This window comes from Paracoccus wurundjeri (assembly GCF_030678915.1).
GTDB lineage: Bacteria > Pseudomonadota > Alphaproteobacteria > Rhodobacterales > Rhodobacteraceae > Paracoccus > Paracoccus onubensis_A.
Genome location: NZ_JAUUTZ010000012.1, coordinates 119,578 through 142,108 on the forward strand (window position 1 = coordinate 119,578; position 22,531 = coordinate 142,108).

A 22,531-nucleotide genomic window follows, 5' to 3' on the forward strand; every position below is an offset into this window, starting at 1 on the left:
TTTCGAATCTCGCATATCGTATTGCCCGGCACGCGGCAGGGCATGGCGCAGATGGCAGTTTATTGCAAGTTTTGCGCCCCTTGCCGTAACCCTTGCCCCATATATGGCGCGGATACCGCAAGTTTGATCCCTGATGGCCGTCATTCCGTTTGCGGGCTTGTCATGCATCCACTATCCCATGCCAAAGGATGACATATTGCGGTCGGGCCAGCACCGTGCTTGTCTGGTTCCGCCGGGATATGCGCGGACAAAGCCTGGCTTTCCATGCGGGCGAATGGCCACTGTGAAATAACGGAGACGAACATGCTGCAATCTTCCCAGACACCGGTCCGAAGCGGCGGCCAGATCCTTGTCGATCAACTTTTGATCCATGGCGCGGATACCGCTTTCTGCGTTCCCGGAGAAAGTTATCTGGAAGTGCTGGACGCGCTGCATGACGTAAAGGACCGTTTCACGCTGATCAACGCGCGGCACGAGGCGGGCGCAGCCGATATGGCCGAGGCGCATGGCAAGCTGACCGGAAAGCCGGGGATCTGCATGGTGACGCGCGGCCCGGGTGCCTGCCATGCCGCGATCGGCGTGCATATCGCGCAGCAGGACAGCACGCCGATGATCCTGCTGGTCGGTCAGGTCGCCCGCGACACCACAGACCGCGAGGCGTTTCAGGAGATCGATTACCGCGCCATGTTCGGCACCGTGGCGAAATGGGCCACGCAGATCGACGATGCGCGGCGCGTTCCCGAATATATGGCGCGGGCCTTTCGTGTGGCGACTTCGGGTCGCCCGGGCCCGGTTGTCATCGCCCTGCCCGAAGACATGCTGACCGATCGCGTCGCCGTGGCGGATGCGCGGCCCTATACCGCGACCAGCGCGGGCCTTGCCGCCGAATCGATCGAAGCGGTGAAGGCAGAGCTGAAAACCGCGAAACGCCCACTGATGCTGGTTGGCGGATCGGGCTGGACCGATCAGGCGGCGATGGCGATCACCCGCTTTGCCGAGACGAACAATATTCCCGTGACTTCAGCCTTTCGCAGGCAGGACATCGTCGACAACCGTTCGGCATGCTATGCGGGCGATTTCGGCACCTCGACCGGCCCGGATCTTTACCGGCATCTGGCAGAGGCCGACCTGCTTCTGGTCATCGGCGCGCGGCTGGGCGAGATGACGACCCGCGCCTACAGCACGCTGGATTCGCCAAATCCCGGCATCCGGCTGGTCCATATCCATCCTGATGCTGACGAGATCGGCCGCGTCTATTCCCCCGATCTGGGGCTGGCCGGAACCCCTGCCGTGGCGGCCGCCGCCCTGGAGGGCTGCGATCTTGGCCATGCCGATGACTGGGCCGAATGGTGCGCCACGCTGAATCGCGATTATCTTGCCGATACCGAGGCGCCCAATGGCGGCGACTGGGCGCTTGATATGGGTGTCGTGCTGGCGCAGCTTCGCGACAATTTGCCCGCCGATACCGTGGTGGCGATGGATGCGGGCAATCACAATGGCTGGCCGCAGCGATATATGCGCTATGGCCGTCCGGGCCGGGTTCTTGGTTCGACCTGCGGGGCGATGGGATATTCCGTGCCTGCTGCCGTGGCGGCCTCGATCGTGAATCCCGACCGGCTGGTGCTGTCCTTCGTGGGCGATGGCGGCTTCATGATGAGCGGGAACGAATTGGCCACCGCCGCGCAATATGGTGCCTGTCCCATCGTACTGCTGTTCAATAACGGCATGTATGGCACGATCCGAATGCATCAGGAGCGGGAACACCCCGAGCGTGTTTCAGGCACGACCCTGCGCAATCAGGATTTCTGCCGCATGGCCGAAGGTCTGGGATGTTACGCCGAGCGTGTGACCCGGACCGAGGATTTCGCTGCCGCCTTTGACCGGGCGCGGGCAAGCGGACGTCCCGCTGTACTGGAACTGGTGACGGATCCGGAACAGATCTCGACACGGACGACGATCTCGGCATTGCGGAAAGCGGCAAAGGAGCGGCAGGCGGGCTAGAACCTGTCGCACTGAACCGGAAACGCCGGTCATTTGCGCCCTGCGATGGCGGGGGCGCGGTGTTTTTATGGGCGGTGATCGGAAATCGGCCGGGCTTTGGCCGCAGGATTTTCGCTTTTCCCGGCGTGGAACTTGTTCTCGCGCGTGTCGCCGAACAGGTGCCTGCTTTCAAGGAATTCGCGCTGCTGACGGTAGAAATCCGACAGGAAATCCCAGTGATCCGCGGGGGATACCTGCCCCTCGAACCCGATCTTTTCGGCGATCGTCCGTGCAACCGCATCAAGCCGGTCGGTCGCTTCCTGCGTATGAGGCGGTTCGCGCAGGATCTGTTCCAGGGTTTGCAGTTCAAAGCGGCCGTAAATGCCCAACTGTTCGGGTGTGAAGGTGAAATCGACCCGGTCTGACGGGTTCTGCACGGCCAGATCGGGCAACAGCACGGTCGCCGGCTGATCGACAACCAGCGTTCCGGCGATCATGTCGCCCAGGCGCTGGTTGCGCTTGCTGAACAGCGGAACGCAAAGAACCGCGATCATCCAGAATGTCATGAAGGCCTTGCTTTCCGAGCCGATCAGATCGCCACCGAACAGCACGACGATCGGCATGAAGACCTCGACCTCCTTCATCAGGTTCCGCACCACTATCTGATAAGCCGAAAGCCGCTTTCCATCGGCACTGATCACGCGGGTTTTCGTGATCCGCTTGCCCAATGTGCGCCCGTTCCAGACCAGTTCGGAGAAGATGTAATAGGGCGTGCGGACCAGGAAACTTAGCAGGAAGAACAGCGCGGCAAGAAAGGACCAGTCCCAGATTCCGGTGAAAATCATCAGCCAGAAGAACAGGATCAACCCGACATAGGTCAGCAGGATATCGATAAGCTGCCCGCCGAACCGTGCGCCGATCGAGGCAAGCGCAAAGCTGATCGGCACGCCTTCGGGCGGATGTATGGACAGGGTCTTGTTGCTCATGTTCCGGCGCTTTCCTTATCGGCATTCAGCCCGTCCGGCAGATCCTCGCGCCCGCCAAGCAGGAACCATGCCAGCCAGAGGGCGCCGATGCCCCAGCCGACGATCAGTCGCCATATCGTGTCCTGCACCAATTGCCTCAGGAAACCCTCGATCATCGCGGCGGCGATCAGCATCAGCCCCGCCAGGATGATCAGCGTCACGGCATCCCGCCCGGCGCGGTAAAGGGCTTCGCTGCGGCTGCAACTGCCGGGTTCCAGAACCGCAAGGCCAAGACGCGCGCCGCCGCCGCAGGCGATGGCGATGGCGGAAATCTCGGTGACGCCGTGGATCGACAGCCATCCGAAAGCCTCGAATCCCAGCCCGGCATCGGCGAACATGGTGACGAAAGCGCCAAGCACCAGCCCGTTATAGAAGGTCAGCACAAAGCTTGGCAGAGCGGCGAATACGCCCAATGCGAAGATCAGGATCGCGATCTGGGTGTTATGCGAGAACAGGAATGTCGAAAAGACGGCCAGATTTTCGTGATTCTGATCACTGTCATCGAACAATGTGCTGCGCAGATAATCGACCGATGCTTCCGGCGTGCGTCCGTCGGCCAGGCCGCCGGGAACGAAGGTGAAGAACCAGCTAGGATCCTGCCGGTAAAGGATATGCGCGACCACCGCGCCGAATATCATCATGAAGAAGCCCAGAAGGATCGGGAACCATGATCTGCGTACGGCCTGCGGTATCCGTCGGGACAGGAATCGCGATGTCACGCCGCGAATGCTTTCCTGCGGCGCATAGACGACCAGATAGGCACGGGCGCAAAGCGCCGCCAGATAGGTTTCAAGCGCCTTGTCCATCGAAATGGCCCGCGCAAGACTAAGCGAACTCATTGCTTGCCGGTAAAGGCTGGCAAGCGCCATCGTGTTTCCATATCCCAGGCTCTGCACGCCGGATTTTTCGGCCCGGCTGACCAACTCGTCGAGTTTCTTCCAGTTTTCCTCGCGCTCTGCCCTGAAGCGGGATGAGCGGATCAGATCGGCCGGGATGTCATGCTCGGGCGTCATATCAACTCCTGTGCCTTGATATCGACATAACGCGAGATCAGCCCGGCTGTCAGATCCTCGGGCGCGGTATCGAGACACAGCACCCCCAGACGGTTAAGCCGGTCAAACACGCTTTGCCGTTCCTGCCGGAACTGGCGGGCGGCCACGGCAAGCGCGATATCATCCATGCCGGTACTTTCCGGCTGGGCCAGATTTTCGATATCCGGCTCGCGGAAGGCGACGTACAGCACCAGATGCTGCCGCGAAATCACGGCCAGATTCTCGACCATCAGTTGCACCGTTTCGCTATCGGCGAATTCCGAGAATACGACCACCAGTGAGCGGCGCGACAATACGCCATTCAGATGTGAAAGCCCCAGCGTGTGGTTGGTTTCGGCTTCTTCGGGGAACAGATCTGCCCCTTCCGACTGGATCAGGTTGAACGCGTTGCGTCCGGGCCGGGGCGGCAGAAAGCGGCCGGGGCGGCTGCCGAAATTGTAGAAACCCACATTGTCGCCGCCCAGCCCCCCGGCCCATGCCAGCGCAAGCGCCGCGTTGAAGGCGCGGTCGAAACGGGAAACCCCACTGATCTGCTCGCCCATCAGATGTCCGCTGTCCAGGCACAGCACGATCTGATGATTGCGCTCGGCCCTTGTTTCGCGCGCGATCAGTTCCCGTCTCCGGGCAGAACGCTTCCAGTCGATCATGCGGGGATCCATGTCGCTTTGGAACTCGCGCAGCTGATGGAACTCAGAGCCCTGCCCACGGATCTGCATGGATTTCAGCCCGTCGGTCAAAGGCAGCAACCGGGTCTGAATCTCGCCGTTCAGAACGGGCTGGATATCGGGTTGAACGCGGATATCCAGATCCAGCGGCCGGCTTGGCATGATTTCGAATAATTGCAGGCGCGACGGAAAACGCAGCCATAACCGTTCGATCCGGGAATTGCCGCGTGCCCGCAATCCGAGCGGCAGGGATATCTTCACCCTGTCCGCTTTGGCATCGGGCCGGATCGTCAGCGTTTCGAGTTCAGGGGCGATATGATCGTCATGACTGATCCGAAGCTGCATATTGGCCGGAAGTTGTCCCTTCGTGGCCGCAATCTCGACTTCCAGCGCGACCGCCGTTCCGACAAAACCCCGATGCGGCAAATCGGCACTGATCGCGAAGCTGCGGGGCGATGGCGAGATCAGCAGATCCAGCGCGCCGCCAAGCGCCAGAAGCGTCCATAGCGCAAAGGCATATACCCCGCTTTCAGGGCTGAAAAGCCCCAGCGACAGGCTTGCCGCCGATGCGACAACGCCAAGGATGACAAGAAGCCGCGACGGTCTCATCAGCGTGGCGCATCGACACGCTGGATGATTGCCTCAAGCACATCGTCGGGGCGGCGGCCCTCGATCTCGGCCGAGGGGCCAAGCACAAGACGATGCCGCAGTGCTGGAACGAACAGCATCTGCACATCATCCGGCAGCGCGTAATCCCGACCCTCGAGCGCCGCCCTTGCCCGGACCGCCCGCGCCAGCGAATCCGCCGCGCGGGTCGAGGCGCCGTGCTGGATGTCACCGTTATTTCGGGTCGCCCGCAGCAGATCGACGATATAGGTGATGATCGTACCGTCCAGACGGATGGAATCCACCAGTTCGTGTCCGGCGCGCAGGGTGGCGCGATCAAGCACCTTGCGCAATTCCCGCCGCCCGCTATCGGCGTCAAGCGGCAGCCCGGCATTCCGGGTCAGGATATCGATCTCGGCCTGCCGGTCGGGGAAATCCACAAGTATCTTGAACAGGAAACGGTCAAGCTGCGCCTCGGGCAGCGGATAGGTTCCGTGCTGTTCGATGGGGTTCTGGGTGGCAAGCACGAAGAAATCGCCGCCCAGCGGATAGCTGGTACCGTCGATGGTCACTTCACGTTCGTTCATGGCCTGCAGCAGCGATGCCTGAGTCTTGGGCGGGGCGCGGTTGATTTCATCGGCAAGAAGGATATCGGTGAAAACCGGTCCCTTGGTCAGATGGAATGCATTGGTCTGGAAATTGAACAGGTTGACGCCCAGAACATCGCTGGGCATCAGGTCGGGCGTGAACTGAACGCGCCCGAATTCGAGATCGACCACCTGCGCGAGGCATCGTGCCAGCAAGGTCTTTGCAGTGCCCGGAGGCCCCTCCAGCAGGCAATGCCCGCGCGCGAAAAGCGAGATCAGAAGCATGTCGATCAATTCGTCCTGCCCTTGGACGACCGAACCGATTTCGCCGCGTATATCGGCGGCAAGCGATTGAAATTCAGACAAATCCATAAATATTCATGACCTTGTTGCGAAGTGACTGATATTGCGCAAGCTGCGCCGAAAGCTGATGCGGGGGCATTGCCGGTCCACCCTCTATCAGGCCCTGCGAGACTGCGCCGAATTCCTGTGCAAGTTCCGGATCACGCCGGGCAAGCATGGCCAGCGCGCGTTCCGTTCCCCGCAATCCCTCATCCCGGCCCAACAGATTTCGGGCAAGATCCGCCATCTGTGCCCGGACAAGATCCGAAACCAGCTGCCCGTCATGCCCTGACAGGCGCAGCAGCCGTGCCTTGGCCCCCAGAGAAACCCGTTTCGTGCGTTCGCGCATGACGCTTTGCGCGCCCATCCCGAACTGGTTGATCGGACCGAAGCGAAGCGAGCCGCGCCAGAACGCAAGCGCCGAGACGATCAGCAGCGATGCCCATAGCAGTGAGAACGGATATTCGAAGAACCGCGAGAATTCCTCGCTGTCACGGCTGTAATCCTGCCGTTCGTCCTCCCATTCCTGTTTGGTCGTGGTCACGGACAGAAAATCGACATAGATCGCGCCGGGGCGGGCCTCTTCTTGCAGACGCCCAAGGAAGCTGGCGGTGAATGTGGCGTTATCCGCAACCGCAAGGCCATGATTATTCAGCAGATCCGGGTCGGACAGGAACCATACCGGCAATTGATCGGATTCCCACTGGCAGCGCAAAACCAATGCGCCGGAATCCAGCCCGATGACTTCGCGGCAGTCATCGGTCAGCGTTGTCCGGTCAAAAAGCTGCGCATGGAATAATTCCACCCGCTCGCCAGAGCGTTGCGCCGAGCCGATGAATTCAGGCCCTTCCCTGACGATGGCGGTATCGCCCAGGCCCAGCTGCAGCTTCAACCGGTCCAGATCGTCGGGCGCAATCAGCGATTGTTCATGCGCGACGCCCAACTCCACCATGGCACCACGCCATTTCGGCAGTGCCACAAGGGCTGGGATCCGGTTGATCTTCTGATTGAACTCCCACTCGTCCATCTGGCGCAAGGTCGGCGCGGCGATACGCTCTTCCCGGTTATCGGGCGCGTTTTCGTAACTGTACAGATCCACATCGTAAAGCGGCACGACCGTTAGTCCGAAATCCTCGGCGGGCAGAATAAGTCGCGGATTGGCCGTTCGCGCATCCAGACCCTGAGATCGAAGCCACGGCGCCAGCCCGGCCAGCCCGATTGGCGATTTGTCCAGCGCCCGGTCGCGTGCGTTATTCGCGCCGATGCTTAGCAGCCAAAGCCCCAATCCGGCAAGAATCACCACGGTCAGCAGTATGAACAGCCCGGATTTGCCGCTTTTCCTGCCCTGTGCCTCAGCCATGCGCCGCGCCCTTGTGACCTTCGGCGAGGATCGACCGGCCAGCATCGAGCATGGCCGAAAATTCGGCCTCTCCGACCTGGCGGCCGCCATAATGCGCGAGTTCCGCCGTTTTCAGAATCTCGGACAGGCGATTGCCGTGGATATATTCACGCGGCAAGCGGGCGAATGCGCGCCGTTCCGTATCGGAACGCGCAAAGCGGATCTGCGTCGCAGCCCCCGCAGCCAGCAGACAATGCCGCAACAGCAGGACAAGCGCGGTTCCGCGATCGGACATCTGCGCAAGCCGGGACAGCAGATCCGCCGGGCTCGCCGCGGTTTCCTGCGCGGACATCTTCCAGCCGTCGGGTGCGTCCTGGGGTTTGGTGGCGGCATCCGTGGGCGCACGGGCAAGCAACGCGCCGCCGCCCGCGAATTTCATCCAGGCCGCCAGCCCCGCCAAAAGCAACAACACGGCGACCGCGACACCCGCGCCATTCATGTCGAATAACGGTTCGCGGGAAAGATCGGGGGGGCCGTCAGGTTCTTCGGATGGCAGCCGTCGGCCGGTGACCAGTTGCCCCTCGATGCGCGTCGCATAGGTCGTATCGGGAGTCAGTCGCTGTTTCGCCACGATTTCCGCATAGGCATCAGTGCTTTCCCCTTGCGGTGCGGGAATGCTTTCGATGATGCGGTAACCGTCCTTTTCCCCGGATTTCTGCGCCACGGCAGGCGCGGCGCAAAAGGCGATCAGGGCCGGAACGAAGGCGACAAATCCCCGCCGAAGACAGGGCGGGAACAGGGCCATCAGGCAAAAACTTCGGCGCTCGATTCCGGATTGAGGGGATCGGGGCCGTATTTGTTGGGACCGTCAGTGCCCCTGAGCACGGTAATCACGAATGATACCACCGTGATGATGAGTCCCGGAATCTCGGTTCCGATGACGCTGAAGATGCCGGGCACCACAAAGACGGCCAAAACCCACCAGCCGGACAGGTTCCGGTCATGGAATCTGCGAACCATGACCGAAATCGACGGCAATGTAAGGGCGAGAACCACGAGGCCGACAATCACGAACAGGATTATCGTGACCCCTCCAAATCCGCTACCTTGCGAGGAAAAAAGAAGGCCGGACGCCAACATGATGAGTGCGATACCGCCAAGCAGAACCAGATAATAGAAAAGCTGGAACCACCAATATTCCGAGCGCGGCGCCCGGCCGGAAAACGTGACGTATTTTTCACGCAGACACGTGCGAACTGCCTCTTTAAAACCCATATCAATTCCCCAGAGTTATCGGGCTTATGCCGATCAACCAGATGTGAACGGCTTAAATCTGCATTGAAACGATCGGCTGCGCAAGATGCCGGGCATTCCTTAATACATAAAATCCTACCTATTAACTGGGATTTGGCCCGGTCAACCATATTCACATGGCTCATGCGAAGTCGCATGGCGCTTTCCGGCGCAGGGCATTAAAATTGCCCGCATGATCGAACCCTTACGACATATCACGGGAACACATCTTCTGATCGACCATTTCGGCGGTCGGTTTCTGGACGATCCCGCCCGTCTTGAAGCCATCCTGCGCGCCGCTGCCGCAGTTGCCGGGGCGACCGTTTTGTCGGGCTCGTTTCACCATTTCGGCGGCGGCAACGGCGTGACCGGCGTGCTGCTTCTGGCCGAGTCGCATATCTCGATCCACACCTGGCCCGAGCGGGGCTTTGCGGCCATCGACATCTTCATGTGCGGAAAGGCGGATCCCGACAAGGCGGCGGGGATGCTGAAGCAATCGCTTGCGCCCCGGCATGTGGAATTGCGGCGGGTGATGCGCGGTCATTCGAACCATTTCTCCCAGCCATCCATATAGTAATCTGCCAGAACATGGGTCTGTATATGGTTCGCCTCGACCTCGAGACGGGCCATGTCGGGCGGGAATCGGGTGGCGGCGCTCCATTGTCCGGAATCCAGATATTGCAGCCCATCGGGCAAGTCAGGCATACGATCCCGCAAGCGCATGGGTGACGCCATCACGAAACCCCATTCTCCGAAACTGGGCACATAGGCGTGGTAGGGCAGAACGGAAAGCGGCGCAGACAGATCGAACGGGTTGCGGGTCTTGTCCCATGTGGTGACGATCGACCAGAAGGCTTCGCGGGCAAACAGCGGCGCGCCGGATTGAGTGACGATGACCGATTGTGCCGTCGTTCTTTCCATCAGCAGCGCATAGAACTCTGCCGAATAGAGTTTGGACAGCGTCAGGTTCTTGGGATCGGGCAGGTCCAGAATGATGACATCATAGGCCCCACCGTCATCTTCGACGAATTGCCACGCATCTTCGTTGACGATCTTCAACCGGTCGTCGGACAGCGAATGATCGTTCAGCGGCGCAAGCTCGGGATGGTCGCGGAACAGCTCTGTCACGCGGGAATCCAGATCGACCAGCGTGACATTCTTCACCTCGCCATGGCGAAGAACCTCGCGCGCGGCCATGCCGTCGCCGCCGCCCAATATCAGGATATTCTCGTGGCGCGGGGCCATTCCGATGGCCGGATGCACCAGCATCTCGTGATATCGATATTCATCAAGCGAGTCGAATTGTAGCGAATAATCCAGATAAAGCCGTGTCCGGTCGCGGAATTGCGTCAGAGTGATATTCTGATAGGGCGTCGCTTCGCTGAAGATGACGTCATCCTCGAACAATTGCGCCTCGGTAACCGACAGAAGTTTCTCGGACTGGATCAATGCCGTACAGGTCAGGACCAGTGCAATCAGCCACGCCATGCGCTGCCGCCCGCTGCTTTCATCGCGAAACAGCCAAAGCGAGACTCCGGCGACCAGCAGATTCAACGCGCCGAAGACGAGGCTGGCGGACATCAGGCCCAGATGGGGAACGATCAGCAGGGGAAAGGCCAGCGAAGCGATCAGGGCACCGGCATAATCCACGCTCAGCACGTTCTCGAACCGGAACCGCGCCGCGCCCACACGTTCGAGAACCCGTGCAATCAGCGGGATTTCCATGCCCGACAAAACACCCACCGCCGCAAGAAGGCCGAACAACACCGGGCCAACTGCCGAAAGATAGGCATAGGCATAGAACAGCGCCGGAGCCATGAAGCCGCCGACCACGGCGATGAGGATCTGCACCCAGATAAAGCCGGAAACCGGTTGTCCGACAAAGCGCGACAGCCATGCGCCGACGCCCATGGACGACAGGAACACGCCGATGACAAGCGAGAACTGGCGGACGGAATCGCCCAGAAGATAGCTGGATGCCGTTGCGGCGATCAATTCATAGACCAGCCCCGCGACGGCGATCAGGAATGTCGCGATCAGCAGCCAGACATCTCGATGCGCTGGCCGCGAACCCGCCGTCATGAAACGATGACGGCTGCGATGATAAGGGCGATCGACAGGAAGATGCACCCGAACAGAATCGCCAGCGCGATATTCTGATCCTCTTCGATCTCCTTGATGATCGAGAAAGGCGTTGCCCGGTCGATCAGCTTCCAGACTCCCCACATCAGGGCGCATCCAAGGAATGTGAATGCGATCGTGCTGATCACATCCAGAACGAAACTTGCCATAAAGTGGTCCATATCAGCTTCCCCTTGCAAAGATCATTTCACATTGCCTCCGGCATAATACCCGCCGGAACCTCCAACCCGGACCGATCCGGCGCCGGCCGAGGGCATGTCGGTGCTTTCTCCGCCGATACCAAGGCGTCCCACATACCACGATCCGCCAAAGGCGGACAGGCACAAGACGATGAAAAATATGCGGAAAACGCTCATCTATCTGGCCCCTCAATCCTCATCGTCCCAGTCGCTTCCCGCCCAGCGCCGCTGGTGCAGGATAGCCGGCAGCGCGAAGGTCACGAATGACAGGATGAAGAACAGCGCGGCGGCGAAATACGCGGGGACGCCGCTGGTCTGCGCCTGACTGACGCTTACCGAGATCTGTCGGATGACCTCGGGGAATTCAGAGCGCAACAGGGTTCTGGATATCCCGTCCTTCCAGAATCCCGCCTCTTCGATATCGACCTCAAGCTGATATGGGCCTGTTTTTCCGCCCGGCCTGAAACGGATCGCCGCGTGAGAGCCGTCTTCGGTCCATTTGCCATCGCCGTCCCGGCCCGAATAGTAATCGCTGGTCCTGCCGATCTCGAAGCGGGGATTGCCATCGGGATCGGTCAGCAGGAAGTCGATACCGGCCCAGCCGTCCACGACATCGCTGTCCAACTCGATGACGACCATCCCGCGGTTATTGGTGACCTCGAAATTCAGCGTGGCGGGCAGGTCGTCATTGATATCGTACACCTGCGAGACAAGCGGTTCGCCGGGATTCAGAGACAGGATCAGGCCAAGGATTAGCAGCATTGCCCCGAACAGGCCCGAGACAGCGCCGACAAATTTGCGATGCGCCCATGTCCTGGCGGGTTTCAGCGGATGATTTTTCTGCAAAGGTGGCGGCAGCTCGATCCCGAAACCGTCGGCGATGTCCTTTGCCGGGACATAGGTGGTCAGGTAGATCTCGCGCTCTGTTTCCCCCTGCGAGAAATCCAGCATGCCTGTATTGCCCAAGGCCGAGATTGTCTGTGTGCGCTGCCCCGGTTCGGGCTGCCAGGTGAATTCGCCTTCCGCAAAGGAAATCGCGGCATCGGTCGTCTCGTAATATCTGTATTTCTCGTCCCCGTAGATGGCCGAGGGACGATGTTCCGAACGCTTGACCTGATCGGTGCTGATCCATGCATCGGTCCTGACGCGCCGGGAAAAGGTGACATGGCCGTTTTCGAAATTCAGCCAGCCATAGCCATGGGTTTCGGAATAGACCTGATGCTCGGTCCATGCCCAAACTTCGCCATTCCAGTGTTCCTCATATCCCAGCGTGCCGATCACGATGAACTCGACGCCGAAAAGCCGGCCGCGATCGCCAAGTTTGAACGCGCTTGCCGGGCGCTGCAATTCACCGAAGGATTTCAAGGCGCGGTAATCGTCATTCGCGTCCAGCATCGTGCCGCAATAAGGGCAGACATGCGTGGTCACGCGTCCGCCGCCAAGAACATTCAGCCCCGCACCGCAAGAGGTGCAGTCGATCGACCTGACTTCGGCGGAAAGCGTCATGACGCGGGTTCCACGACGATATCAAAGGGGTTGAACCAGTCGCCAAGATATAGCTGTGCGCCGGTATCCCAATATTCATAGGACAAAATCGCGCTGCCTTGCCCGGATGCGTTGAAGAAATTATAGGTTTCGCCCACTTTCAGTTCATGATCGAAAACACCGCGCAGGGCCACGCATTCCGCCTGCTCGATTTCCGTGATGACATATTCAGTTCCGCCCATGCGGATCGCGTCACCGATCCGGGCCTTCTGGACGGCGCTGGACAGGCTTCGGTCGTCAAGTTCGCGCTGGATGGCCACGTCGCCTTCGTCCAGTGACACCCAGACAGGGTCATTTCGTTCATCCATGCCCCAGAATTCATCCCAGAAGCCCCGGCCATAGGAAAACCGCGCCTTACCGCCCAGCGTGATCACCTGACCGCCCGCCTTCACGGTATCGCCGATGTCGAACAGTGAAACCGTGTCATGCATGACGCCTTTGACGCCGGCGGCGCGGACTACATCGTCTTCGATCAGGATTGCGGTATCGCAGGCTTCGCATACGGTCATCCGCGCATATCGCGCCAGCTCATTCACCGGTGTTCCGCAATTCGGGCAATGAAAATCAGTCACAATTACGACGCCTGACCAATCGGATATCCTTTCGGGTCGATAACAAATCATTCCCCGTGACGCTACTGTATCCTGTCAACGCCCGGATTTTCCGCGTCGACCTGCGTAGCCGGGCCCGTCATACATTGACGCTGCGGGGTAAAGGCGGGACAAGACATGCAAGGAACAACGAGGAGACCGGACAATGATCACTCATATCAGCCGACGAGGTTTCACAGCCGCTGCGATCGGGATCGCCCTGACTACCGCAACCCCGGTTCTGGCGCAGGAATGGCCGACGGGACCGCTGCATGTCTATGTCGGGTTTCCTGCCGGATCGTCGCCCGATACGATTGCCCGGATGATCGCGGAGCCGCTGGCCGAGGCGCTGGGCCAGCCCGTCGTGATCGAGAACAAGCCCGGCGCGGGCGGCGTAATCGGCGTGCAGCAGATGCTGGCGCAAACCGACGGCCACAGTTTCGGCGTGACGATCAATGGCCCGTTGACCACGGCGCAGCGGATGATCGCGGATGTCGGCTATGACGCGGTGACGGATATCGCGCCGGTTTCCCTGATTGCGACGACTCCTCTGGTGCTGGCCGTGTCCAGCGATTTCGCCGCCGATGACGCCGCCAGCTTCATCGAGGACGCCAAGGCCCGCCCCGGCGAGATCAGCTATGGCTCGGTCGGGCAGGGTTCCGGGGCGCATCTGACCGCGGAACTCTTTGCCAGCGAGGCGGGGATCGAGTTGTTCCATATCCCCTTCCAAAGCTATGCCGAGGTCACGACCTCGATCCTTGGCGGCGAGATCGATTCCGGCTTCATGGCCCCCTCGGCCGCCCTGCCGCATGTCGAGGCGGGGAAGATGAAGATGCTTGGCGTCACCTCGACCGAGCCGTTCCCGCAGGTGCCGGATGTCCCGGTGCTGGCCGGTCAGGCCGGATTGCCCGATAATTTCCGGGCCGAATTGTGGGACGCGTTCATCGCACCCGCCGGAACGGATCCGGCAATTATCGAGCGGCTGAACACCGAAATCGACACGATTCTGGGCGACAAGGAGATTCAGGACAAACTTCTGGCCATCGGATGGAAAGCCGAAGGCGGGGCGCCCGATCTTCTTGCCGACCGGATCGTCGAAGATACCGAGCTGTGGGGCGCGGTGATCGACAAGACGGAAGCGGCAGAGTAAACGTCCCGGATGCGGCGCGATTATCATGATATCCTGTGGGGCGGGTTTCTTTCCCTGCTTGGTCTGGCCGTGGCCGTTTATTCATTCATGCATTACGATATCGGCAATCTGCGACGGATGGGGCCGGGATTCTTTCCGGTCTCGCTTGGTGCGGTTCTGGCGGTTCTGGGTCTGATCATCGCCATCCCGGCGATCTGGCGCGCCGGGGAAACCCGCAGCTTCGCCGGGCGCGAGTTGCTGGGGATCATCGTCGCGCTGCTTCTGTTCGCATTGCTGATGAATCGCGCAGGTATCGTGATCACGGCGGCTGTCGCGGCCTTCGTGGCAAGCGTGGTCGCGCCGCGTCCCGGCATCCTTTGGCGGCTGGTTCTGGCGGCGATAATCGCGGGGCTGACATGGGCGATCTTTATCCAGGCGCTTGAAATGGCGATCCCCGTCTGGCCGTGGAGCCGGTGATTCAGGAGCTGCGGAGATGACGACATTGGAAGGGCTCGCCCACGGTTTCACCGTCGCCCTGCAGCCGGAAGTGCTGATCTACAGCCTGTTCGGCGCATTGCTGGGAACTTTTGTCGGGGTGCTTCCGGGGATCGGCGCAATGGCGGCGATCACGCTGTTATTGCCGCTGACCTATTACATCTCGTCCGAGGCGGCGCTCGTGATGCTGGCCGGGGTTTATTACGGCGCGCAATATGGCGGCGCGGTCGCCTCGATCCTGTTGCGCCTGCCCGGCACGCCGCAATCGGTGGTCACGGCGCTGGACGGTTATCCGATGGCGCAGCAGGGCAGGGGCGGGGTGGCGCTGTTCACGGCGATGATCTCGTCCTTTGCGGGCTCGATGCTGGGGATCGTGGTGCTGGTGGTGCTTGCCGGCTGGCTGTCCCGTGTGGCGACCGAGTTCGGCGCGGCGGATTATGCCGCGATGATGATCATGGGACTGGTCGCGGCCTCGACCATCGGATCGAAACATCCGGCCAAAAGCTTTGCGATGGTGGTTCTGGGCCTGATCCTTGGTTGTGTCGGGACGGATGTGAATTCGGGGGCGCAGAGACTGACATTCGGCCGGACCGAGTTGATCGACGGCATCAATCTCGTGGCTTTGGCGATGGGTCTTTTCGGCGTGGCCGAGGTGATCTCGAATATTCGCAGGGCCGACCGTCATGGCCCGCCCGACCGGGTAACGCTGCGTCAGTTGATCCCGACACGTCAGGATCTGCGCCGGATGGTGGCGCCCGTGCTGCGCGGGACGGGTCTGGGCAGCATGCTGGGTGCCTTGCCGGGGACCGGCTCGACGATTTCGTCTTTCCTCAGCTATGCGATGGAGCAGCGCGTTGCGCGCCAGCCCGAAAGATTCGGCAAGGGCGCGATCGAGGGTGTCGCAGGGCCGGAGGCGGCGAACAACTCGGCCGCGATCACGGCTTTCGTGCCGACCCTGACCCTTGGCATTCCCGGCGATCCGATCATGGCGCTGATGCTGGGCGCGTTGATCATCCACGGCATTCAACCCGGTCCGTTGATGCTGGAGGCGCGGCCCGACATGTTCTGGGGGCTGGTGGTCAGTTTCGGGATCGGCAATCTGTTCCTGCTGATCCTGAACCTGCCGCTGATCGGGATCTGGGTGTCGATGCTGCGCATCCCGTTCCGCTGGCTGTATCCGGCGATCATCGTGTTCATATGCCTTGGCGTCTATTCGGTGCGCGGCTCGGTTTTCGATATCGCCATGGTGGCCGGGATCGGGGCGGTCGGTTACGCGCTGTCGCTGGCCGCATTCAGCCCGGCATTGCTGCTGCTTGGCTTTGTTCTTGGCCCGCTGATCGAGACCAATCTGCGGCGGGCCATGCTGATATCGCGCGGGGATCCGATGATCTTTCTGGAACGTCCGATCGCCTGCGGGTTCATCATGGCGGCTGTTGCGCTTATCGTGTTCCCGGTGGTGAAGTCTGTTTTTCGGGGCAGACGGACGGGGGCGCTGCCCCCGGACCCCCAAGGTATTTGGACAAAGAAGAAGGGGCGGAGGTGAATCCGGGCGGCTGCGGCGGGCAATAAGCGGATAAGATCTGTCCGTCGAGATCCGATGGTTTCGGTTTTTTACGGAAGGATGCGGATCGGGGTGCCGTCCTCGACCATGGCATAGATTTCCTCGGCCTGCTCGTCCGTCACTGCGATGCAGCCCACTGTCCAGTCGCGCTTGCGCTGCGACAGCACCCTGCCTTCCGGGCCCTGGCCGTGAATGAAGATGTCGCTGCCGACTTGCAGGCCCTTGGCCTGAGCCTCTGCGACATCCTGTATATCGGGATAGGAAATCCCGATCGAGAGGTGATAGCGGCTGTCCGGATTGCGGCGGTTGATGTAATACAGCCCCTCGGGCGTTTTGCCGTCGCCTTCGAATTCCTTGTCTCCGACCGGCGCGAAACCCAGACCGAAAGGATAGACCTTCAGAACCTTGTTCCCGCTGAACAGATACATCTGGCGCGAGCTTTTATAGACATCGATCCGGGTGACCCTGGGGCCGGAATAGGATTTGAATTTGCTGTCACCGCAGGCCACAAGCCCGGATAACAGGATACCAGCTAAAAAATGTCTGCGCTTGAATGTCATGGCGGCAGGTTAGACGGGGCGTTTGCCGCTGGCAACGCAGTAACGGCAAGGAACGCCCTCGCCTTTGACTCACATTTGCGAGAGGAGGCGGTGACGCCCCGGCTGCGCATGGGTATTCCCGCCTCAACTCGCCGCGGTTTTCGCCAGGACCGGGCCGCGGCCGCGATCCTGCTTCCGAAGGCTGTCTTCCTGCATATGGATATAGTTACGGGTCAGCGGCAGGGATGAAACCGATTTCGCAAGCTGGATCTGATGAATGACCAGACCCTGATAACGGAATGCGGTCTCGGCTGCCGCAAGATAGAATTCCCACATGCGGGCGAAGCGTTCGTCGTAAAGTTCGATGGCGCGGGTGCGATTGGCCATGAAGCGCTTGCGCCAGTGCCGCAGGGTTTCGGCGTAATGCAGGCGCAGTACCTCGAGATCGGTGACGATCAGTCCGTATTTCTCGATCTCGGGCATCACTTCCGACAGGGCGGGCAGATAGCCGCCCGGGAAGATGTATTTCCGTATCCAGCCATTCGTCACATAAGGCGCGGTCGAGCGTCCGATATAGTGAAGCAGCATCACCCCGTCATCCGCCAGCAATTCGCTGACCTTGGAAAAGAACTCGCCATAGCTTCGGCGTCCCACATGTTCGAACATGCCGACGGAAACGATCCGGTCGAACTTGCCGGTCAATGCACGGTAATCGCGCAGTTTGAAATCCACCTGACCGGCGCGTTTCTCGGCGCGGGCCCGATCGGTCGAGATCGCCAGCTGCTCATCCGACAGGGTGACGCCCAGCACGCGGGCATCGAACATCCGCGCCAGATACAGCGCAAGCCCGCCCCAGCCCGAACCGATATCAAGCACCCGCTGGCCCTGCTGCATGTTCATCTTGGCCGCAAGATGCCGCTTCTTGGCAAGCTGCGCCTCTTCCAGGCTCTTGTCCGGGGATTCGAAATAACCGCAGGAATATTGCCGGTCGCTGTCCAGGAACAGGTCGTATAACCGCCGGTCCAGATCGTAATGATAGGCGACATTCCGGCGCGAACGCAGAGGTGTATTGTAATCGGTGATGCGGATGAACAGGCGGACAAGGCGCCGGGTCAAGGTGGATAATCCGCGGGGTTCCTCGACTGTCAGATTGACGAATATCAGATCGAGAAGGTCGTACATGTCGCCTTCGATCAGGGTCAGATCGCCATCCATATAGGCTTCACCAAGCGCAAGATCCGGATACAGCACGATTCGCGCCAATGTCCGCCAGCTCTTGATCCGCATGATCACCGGTTGACCCGAACCGTCTCCACCCTGGTAACGGGCACCGGACGGTAGCTCGATGATCAGAGTGCCCGTGCGGATCGTGTCTTTGACGAGATTCTTGAACTTCTTTTGTATGAGTTCCTGGAAAAAAGAGTCGCGTTTCGTCATGGCATTGTATTCACACTGGATACGAGCACCGGTTCGAATCTGCCGCCGCAAATTCTGTTAACCAACAGGACCATCGTAACCCACGGCAACAGGAACCTGCTCGGATGGCCGGGGGATAGGCTCCCGGATGAGCCACTCGATCTATCGAGTCCGGTTCATCCGATTGTTGCACTATCTGAAATTAATTGTAAACGGCCCTGTATAAGCGCGGCAACGCTTTGCCGTCACAGGTGTTTCTCGCTGTTTCAGCCATTGGGAAGACGCAGATCGGCAGGCCGGCTATGCCTTGCGACAAGGCGCATATTCGGCAGATCGTTGCCCTCCAGCTTTTGCATCGCTTCTGTGGTCTCTGTCCCGGCCCATCTTGCGGCAAGGCGTTTGCGCAGGATCTCTTCGGGAACGTCGATGAACACCGTCAGGTCGAACAGCCGGGCAAGCTCTGACCAGCCCGGCTGGTCCAGCAGCAGATAATTCCCTTCGGCGATGATCAGCCGTGCGGAGGCCGGAATTTCACGGGCGGCGGCGCGGGCGATCTCGATCGAGCGGTCGAAAACGGGGACCAGAACCGGGCGACCGTCATCGGCGGCCAGTCGTTTCAGCATGGCGGCGAAACCATCCAGATCGAATGTATGCGGCGCCCCCTTGCGCATCCGGTCCCCGCGCTGTTCCAGCAGCCCGTCGTCCAGGTGATAGCCATCCATCGGCAGAATCGCGGCCTGGCCGGGCGCGCGGCGGGCAAGCCCGGCTGCCAGCCGCTCTGCCACATGGCTTTTGCCCGCGCCCGGAGCGCCCGCCAATGCCACGAAGCTCCGCCGCGTCTGACCGGCCAGTTCCGTCAGCCGGTCCAGCAGGGCATCAATCGTCGTGTCACGAGTCATTCGCGGGCCTTTCCGGGGAAACGGCGCCGATTGCGCCGGACGATCCGGCCAATAACATATCGTGACGGGCTGCAAAATTCCGCATCGGATGGAGTTTTCCAAAGATATCCACAAGGAAGAACCGGTTGATGTGCCGATACCTATCCCGGCCTGCCCGATCAAGAGACGACGAATGGCAAACTGCACTCGGGCGCCGCATGCTGTTACGAAGGAGCATGGGTGGTTATCGGCGGGCAGGGTAAAGGGCGGTCAGCATCGTACCGCCCGGCTGCTATAGTGGCACGCCCTAGCCACAGGGATCCGGCATGGCGGATAGTTCAGGCAACGTTTTCCAGCGCGCGGGTCGGCTTGACGCCAAGGGCAAGGCAAACGTCGCGGGTCAGTTCCGGGCGGTTCAGCGTGTAGAAATGCAGGCGCTCCACGCCGCCGTCGATCAGCTTTTCGCAAAGTTCGACGCAAAGGCGGGTGGCCAGTTCGCGCTCGGCCGCGGGATCGCCATCTGTCTTTTCGAAAGCGTCATCGATCCATTGCGGCACGCTGGTGCCGGTCGCTTCGGCAAAGCGTCTTGCGCCTTTCCAGCTTTGGATCGGCAGAACGCCGGGGATGATGGGCGCATCGATTCCCGCCGCTGCGCATTTGTCGCGGAAGCGGAAAAAGGTTCCGGGCTCGATGAAGAACTGCGTCATCGCGCTGCTTGCGCCCGCATCGATCTTGCGCTTCAGCCACGCGACATCCGAATCGGTGCCGCTGCCGTCGGGATGAGGCTCGGGATAGGCGCCGACGCGGATCGTCATGTCGCCACGCGCGGCGATGGCCTGAATCAGTTCGACCGAATTCGCAAACCCATCGGGATGGGGTGTGAACCGTTCCTGCCCCTTGGGTGCATCGCCGCGCAGGGCCACGATCTCGCGGATACCGGCATCCGCATATTCCTGCACGATCTTCATCGTCTCGTCGCGGGTCGCCTCGACACAGGTCAGATGCGCGGCGACCTCCAGTCCGTAATGGCGTTTGATGGTCGTTACCGCCTCATGCGTGAGCTTGCGGGTGGTGCCGCCCGCGCCATAGGTGACGGAAACGAAATCCGGTGAGAAAGGGGCCAGGCCACGCGCGGTTTCCCACAGCCGGAAAGACGCGTCCAGCGTCTTGGGCGGGAAAAACTCAAAGCTGACATGCGGCGTTATGCGGGCCATATCGATTCCTTTCATTGCCGGTCTTGTGTCATGAAGCGCAGCGTGAGACAAATTCATAATCTTCAAGATTGTAATGAAAGCTGCTCATATGCATCTGGAACTGCGCCATCTGCGGACCGTTCGTGCCGTTCATGAACAAGGCGGGCTGGCCCGTGCGGCAGACAGTCTGAATATGACACAATCCGCGCTTTCGCACCAGATCAAGGCGCTGGAGGATCAGGCAGGGGTCGAGCTTTTCGTGCGGCGGGCCAAGCCCATGCGCCTGTCCGCCGCAGGAATGCGCCTGCTGCGGGTGGCCGAGCAGGTGCTGCCGCTGATCTCTGCCGCCGAGGCGGAATTCAAGGGCGTCGAGATGGGGCGGGTCGGGCGGTTGCATATCGCCATGGAGTGTCACGCCTGTTTCGACTGGCTTCTGCCGGTCATGGATCAGTTCCGCCGTGCCTGGCCCGATATCGATCTGGATATCCGCCAGCGTCTGGCCTTTACGGCCTTGCCGGCTTTGACGCGGGAAGAGGTTGATCTGGTGATATCCTCTGATCCGGAAGAACTACCGGGCGTCGTCTTTCACTACCTGTTCGATTACTCGCCCACGCTGGTCGTGCCCGCCGCGCATCCCCTTGCTGCCAAGGGCTATGCCGAGCCGCAGGATCTGGCTTCCGAGATATTGCTGACCTATCCGATGGACCGGGCGCGGCTTGATGTGTTCAGCGATTTCCTGACCCCTGCCGGCATCTCTCCGGCGCAGCAGCGTACCGTCGAATTGACGGATGTTTCGCTGATGCTTGTCGCTTCGGGGCGCGGCGTGGCTGTCATGCCCGACTGGGTGCTGCGCCGCCACGCCGCCAATCCTGAACTTGCCTTGCTTCCGCTTGGGCAGCAGGGAATCAGGCGCAAGCTTTACGCCGCCGTGCGCGAGGCGGACATGATCTATCCCTACATGTCCCATGTATTGCGGCTTGCACGCACTGAACCCTTGCGAATGCTGCGCGAACCTGCCCAGTGATCCTTGGCATTTCCAGCGGTTGCGCATATGACGCGCGCAACCCGATAGGAGCGAATGATGGCAAGCGCCAATCTCAACATCATGATCAAGGCCGCCCGCAAGGCCGGGCGCAGTCTCGTCAAGGACTTCCGCGAGGTCGAGAATCTTCAGGTCAGCGTCAAGGGGGCGGGCGATTTCGTCAGCCGCGCCGATCACGAGGCCGAGCGCATCATCAAGGAAGAGCTGCGCAATGCCCGGCCAAATTACGGCTGGCTTGGCGAGGAAACCGGCGAGGAGCCGGGCGAGGATCCCACCCGCCGCTGGATCGTGGATCCGCTGGACGGCACCACGAATTTCCTGCACGGCCTGCCGCATTGGGCCGTCAGCATCGCGCTTGAGCATAAGCGCGAGATCGTCGCGGCGGTAATCTTCGATGCCGCCAAGGACGAGCTTTTCGTGGCCGAAAAGGGCAGCGGCGCCTATATGAACGATCAGCGGCTGCGGGTTTCCGGACGCTCGAAGCTGGGCGAATCATTGTTCTCGACCGGCGTTCCCTTTGCCGGGCGCGGACCTTTACCCGCCGCGTTGCAGGATTTGGCCCGATTGATGCCGGTATCCGCAGGCATGCGGCGCATGGGCGCCGCCGCGCTGGATTTGGCCTATGTCGCGGCGGGCCGCTATGATGGATATTGGGAGCGCGTCAACAAACCATGGGATGTAGCGGCCGGTATTCTTCTGGTGCGCGAGGCAGGCGGTTTCGTCGAAGGCATTCGCGATGGAGACGATCCGCTGGAATCGGGCCGCCTGATCGCCGCCAATCCGCAGCTTTTCGAGGCATTCGCGAAGATCATTCGCAGCAGGGACTGATGTTCAGGGGCTGTTCGTCGTCGGTTGGTTCCTGGGCCAGTGGCCTGCCCGCTGGCAACCGCGATCGGGGGCCAGCCCCCGGGCCCCCGCGGTATTTGAACAAAG

23 protein-coding genes and 1 other annotated feature are annotated in these 22,531 nt (G+C 60.7%); of the genes, 7 read left to right on the forward strand and 16 right to left on the reverse strand.

The features are described 5' to 3' along the window. The first annotated feature begins 303 nt into the window (after positions 1-303). Positions 304-2,001: a thiamine pyrophosphate-binding protein gene (locus Q0601_RS13535; RefSeq protein ID WP_305290377.1), complete on the forward strand. Its 1,698-nt coding sequence runs from the start codon at positions 304-306 to the stop codon at positions 1,999-2,001. 65 nt (positions 2,002-2,066) lie between these two features. Here the strand turns inward: Q0601_RS13535 and Q0601_RS13540 are convergent, their stop codons facing one another. The 7 genes from Q0601_RS13540 to Q0601_RS13570 are packed head-to-tail and all read right to left on the reverse strand — an operon-like array spanning position 2,067 to position 8,871. Continuing rightward, a complete protein-coding gene (locus Q0601_RS13540; protein ID WP_305290378.1) occupies positions 2,067-2,966 on the reverse strand; it encodes an RDD family protein in 900 nt (299 codons plus the stop codon). Further along, complete coding sequence (locus Q0601_RS13545; RefSeq protein WP_305290379.1) at positions 2,963-4,018, reverse strand: stage II sporulation protein M; 1,056 nt, start codon at positions 4,016-4,018, stop codon at positions 2,963-2,965. The genes Q0601_RS13540 and Q0601_RS13545 overlap by 4 nt, the downstream gene beginning before the upstream one ends. Then, positions 4,015-5,331, reverse strand: a complete 1,317-nt coding sequence (locus tag Q0601_RS13550; RefSeq protein ID WP_305290380.1) for a DUF58 domain-containing protein — start codon at positions 5,329-5,331, stop codon at positions 4,015-4,017. The genes Q0601_RS13545 and Q0601_RS13550 overlap by 4 nt, the downstream gene beginning before the upstream one ends. Further along, the gene (locus Q0601_RS13555) at positions 5,331-6,287 is read right to left on the reverse strand and encodes an AAA family ATPase (RefSeq protein ID WP_305290381.1); all 957 of its coding nucleotides are present in this window, start codon (positions 6,285-6,287) and stop codon (positions 5,331-5,333) included. Before Q0601_RS13555 ends, Q0601_RS13550 begins: the two co-directional genes overlap by 1 nt. Next, on the reverse strand, positions 6,274-7,617 hold the full coding sequence (locus Q0601_RS13560; RefSeq protein WP_305290382.1) for a hypothetical protein: 1,344 nt from the start codon (positions 7,615-7,617) through the stop codon (positions 6,274-6,276). Before Q0601_RS13560 ends, Q0601_RS13555 begins: the two co-directional genes overlap by 14 nt. After that, positions 7,610-8,401, reverse strand: coding sequence for a hypothetical protein (locus tag Q0601_RS13565; protein ID WP_305290383.1), 792 nt, complete (start codon positions 8,399-8,401; stop codon positions 7,610-7,612). The genes Q0601_RS13560 and Q0601_RS13565 overlap by 8 nt, the downstream gene beginning before the upstream one ends. Further along, complete coding sequence (locus tag Q0601_RS13570; RefSeq protein ID WP_305290384.1) at positions 8,401-8,871, reverse strand: DUF805 domain-containing protein; 471 nt, start codon at positions 8,869-8,871, stop codon at positions 8,401-8,403. The genes Q0601_RS13565 and Q0601_RS13570 overlap by 1 nt, the downstream gene beginning before the upstream one ends. Positions 8,872-9,082: 211 nt before the next feature. On the opposite strand from Q0601_RS13570, the gene speD reads away from it, so the two are divergent. Continuing rightward, a complete protein-coding gene (gene speD / locus Q0601_RS13575) occupies positions 9,083-9,463 on the forward strand; it encodes an adenosylmethionine decarboxylase (protein ID WP_305290385.1) in 381 nt (126 codons plus the stop codon). Here the strand turns inward: speD and Q0601_RS13580 are convergent. The 5 genes from Q0601_RS13580 to Q0601_RS13600 are packed head-to-tail and all read right to left on the reverse strand — an operon-like array spanning position 9,430 to position 13,327. Continuing rightward, positions 9,430-10,971, reverse strand: coding sequence for a polyamine aminopropyltransferase (locus Q0601_RS13580; RefSeq protein WP_305290386.1), 1,542 nt, complete (start codon positions 10,969-10,971; stop codon positions 9,430-9,432). The genes speD and Q0601_RS13580 overlap by 34 nt on opposite strands. Beyond that, on the reverse strand, positions 10,968-11,192 hold the full coding sequence (locus tag Q0601_RS13585) for a DUF350 domain-containing protein (protein ID WP_232845118.1): 225 nt from the start codon (positions 11,190-11,192) through the stop codon (positions 10,968-10,970). The genes Q0601_RS13580 and Q0601_RS13585 overlap by 4 nt, the downstream gene beginning before the upstream one ends. Positions 11,193-11,213: 21 nt before the next feature. After that, entirely contained in the window at positions 11,214-11,387 is a 174-nt protein-coding gene (locus Q0601_RS13590) for a hypothetical protein (RefSeq protein ID WP_182912961.1), read from the reverse strand. A gap of 12 nt (positions 11,388-11,399) precedes the next feature. Beyond that, positions 11,400-12,716, reverse strand: a complete 1,317-nt coding sequence (locus tag Q0601_RS13595) for a DUF4178 domain-containing protein (RefSeq protein ID WP_305290387.1) — start codon at positions 12,714-12,716, stop codon at positions 11,400-11,402. Continuing rightward, the gene (locus tag Q0601_RS13600; RefSeq protein WP_305290388.1) at positions 12,713-13,327 is read right to left on the reverse strand and encodes a DUF4178 domain-containing protein; all 615 of its coding nucleotides are present in this window, start codon (positions 13,325-13,327) and stop codon (positions 12,713-12,715) included. Before Q0601_RS13600 ends, Q0601_RS13595 begins: the two co-directional genes overlap by 4 nt. Before the next feature lie 184 nt (positions 13,328-13,511). Here Q0601_RS13600 and Q0601_RS13605 point away from each other — a divergent pair, with 184 nt between their 5' ends. From Q0601_RS13605 to Q0601_RS13615, 3 genes are read left to right on the forward strand one after another with little or no spacing between them, the layout of a single operon-like run. Then, complete coding sequence (locus Q0601_RS13605) at positions 13,512-14,495, forward strand: Bug family tripartite tricarboxylate transporter substrate binding protein (RefSeq protein WP_305290389.1); 984 nt, start codon at positions 13,512-13,514, stop codon at positions 14,493-14,495. Between the two features lie 9 nt (positions 14,496-14,504). Then, entirely contained in the window at positions 14,505-14,951 is a 447-nt protein-coding gene (locus Q0601_RS13610; protein WP_305290390.1) for a tripartite tricarboxylate transporter TctB family protein, read from the forward strand. 16 nt (positions 14,952-14,967) lie between these two features. Further along, positions 14,968-16,512, forward strand: a complete 1,545-nt coding sequence (locus Q0601_RS13615) for a tripartite tricarboxylate transporter permease (protein ID WP_305290391.1) — start codon at positions 14,968-14,970, stop codon at positions 16,510-16,512. Positions 16,513-16,580: 68 nt separating this feature from the next. Here the strand turns inward: Q0601_RS13615 and Q0601_RS13620 are convergent, their stop codons facing one another. The 4 genes from Q0601_RS13620 to metF all read right to left on the reverse strand — a co-directional run bounded on the left by Q0601_RS13620 (position 16,581) and on the right by metF (position 20,577). Continuing rightward, complete coding sequence (locus Q0601_RS13620) at positions 16,581-17,090, reverse strand: L,D-transpeptidase family protein (RefSeq protein WP_305290392.1); 510 nt, start codon at positions 17,088-17,090, stop codon at positions 16,581-16,583. A gap of 123 nt (positions 17,091-17,213) precedes the next feature. Further along, positions 17,214-18,506 carry an SAM-dependent methyltransferase gene (locus Q0601_RS13625; protein WP_305290393.1) on the reverse strand — a complete coding sequence of 431 codons (1,293 nt, stop codon included), beginning with the start codon at positions 18,504-18,506 and terminating at the stop codon, positions 17,214-17,216. A 102-nt stretch (positions 18,507-18,608) separates the two neighbouring features. Then, positions 18,609-18,661 (reverse strand) — a sequence feature (sul1 is cis-regulatory element that is thought to sense ions involved in sulfur or methionine metabolism; They are found in Alphaproteobacteria). Between the two features lie 90 nt (positions 18,662-18,751). Beyond that, on the reverse strand, positions 18,752-19,384 hold the full coding sequence (locus Q0601_RS13630; RefSeq protein WP_305290394.1) for a nucleoside/nucleotide kinase family protein: 633 nt from the start codon (positions 19,382-19,384) through the stop codon (positions 18,752-18,754). Between the two features lie 317 nt (positions 19,385-19,701). Further along, on the reverse strand, positions 19,702-20,577 hold the full coding sequence (gene metF / locus Q0601_RS13635; RefSeq protein WP_305290395.1) for a methylenetetrahydrofolate reductase [NAD(P)H]: 876 nt from the start codon (positions 20,575-20,577) through the stop codon (positions 19,702-19,704). Between the two features lie 88 nt (positions 20,578-20,665). Here metF and Q0601_RS13640 point away from each other — a divergent pair, with 88 nt between their 5' ends. Together Q0601_RS13640 and Q0601_RS13645 are read left to right on the forward strand one after the other, a co-directional pair. Beyond that, entirely contained in the window at positions 20,666-21,580 is a 915-nt protein-coding gene (locus Q0601_RS13640) for a LysR family transcriptional regulator (RefSeq protein WP_119751895.1), read from the forward strand. 54 nt (positions 21,581-21,634) lie between these two features. After that, positions 21,635-22,426 carry an inositol monophosphatase family protein gene (locus tag Q0601_RS13645; protein WP_305290396.1) on the forward strand — a complete coding sequence of 264 codons (792 nt, stop codon included), beginning with the start codon at positions 21,635-21,637 and terminating at the stop codon, positions 22,424-22,426. The last annotated feature ends 105 nt before the right edge of the window (positions 22,427-22,531 follow it).